This window comes from Treponema sp. R8-4-B8, from assembly GCF_054786175.1.
The window spans coordinates 1-642 of sequence record NZ_BDHE01000228.1; the positions used below are offsets into that span (position 1 = coordinate 1).

At 49.4% G+C, this 642-nt stretch carries 1 protein-coding gene and 1 pseudogene; both read right to left on the reverse strand.

The window, feature by feature from the left end:
* Positions 1-22: 22 nt before the first annotated feature.
* Positions 23-247, reverse strand: a complete 225-nt coding sequence (locus ACYVRA_RS08065) for a helix-turn-helix domain-containing protein (protein ID WP_461252217.1) — start codon at positions 245-247, stop codon at positions 23-25.
* A pseudogene (locus ACYVRA_RS08070) lies at positions 248-406 on the reverse strand (AAA-type ATPase lid domain-containing protein); the annotation flags it as partial.
* Positions 407-642: the final 236 nt, after the last annotated feature.

Consider the following 642-nt stretch of genomic DNA (forward strand, 5'->3'; position numbering starts at 1 on the left):
ATCCTCGATATTAATAAGAATGTTATTGATTTTCTTCAAGGTTATACTCCTTAATCTTTCTCCACAGCGTAGACCGCGATATCCCCAGCGTCTTCGCGGCCTCCGTGTAGTTGCGGTTTGAGGCTGCCAGCACGAATTTTATGTGTTCGCGTTCTACTTCCGCGAGCGTGGCTATTCTGTCTCCGGTATATGCGCCGGCGTTAGTCCGAGCGTCGGGACCGGCTAATAGTAGCCGGTTCGCGAACATGGACTCCGGCAAATCCCGTTCCGTGATCTCGTTTTCTTCGGCCATCACCACGGCGTGTTCTATGATGTTTTCCAGCTCCCTGATGTTTCCGGGGTAATCGTAAGCGGCGATCAGGCTTTCGGCCGTCTTTGAGAAGCGCGTCACGTTTTTGCCGAAGTCTTGGTTGTACTCTGTCTCTTATACACATCTCAGGAGTATAACCTTGAAGAAAATCAATAACATTCTTATTAATATCGAGGATTTATCATGAAAAAAATCAACGAGTTAACAATTCGCGTCTACTATGAGGATACCGACTGCGGCAACGTAGTGTACTACGCCAACTACCTGCGCTACATGGAGCGCGGGCGCACCGAACTGTTGCGCGATTTGGGCGTGGAACTCTCCGTCTACCA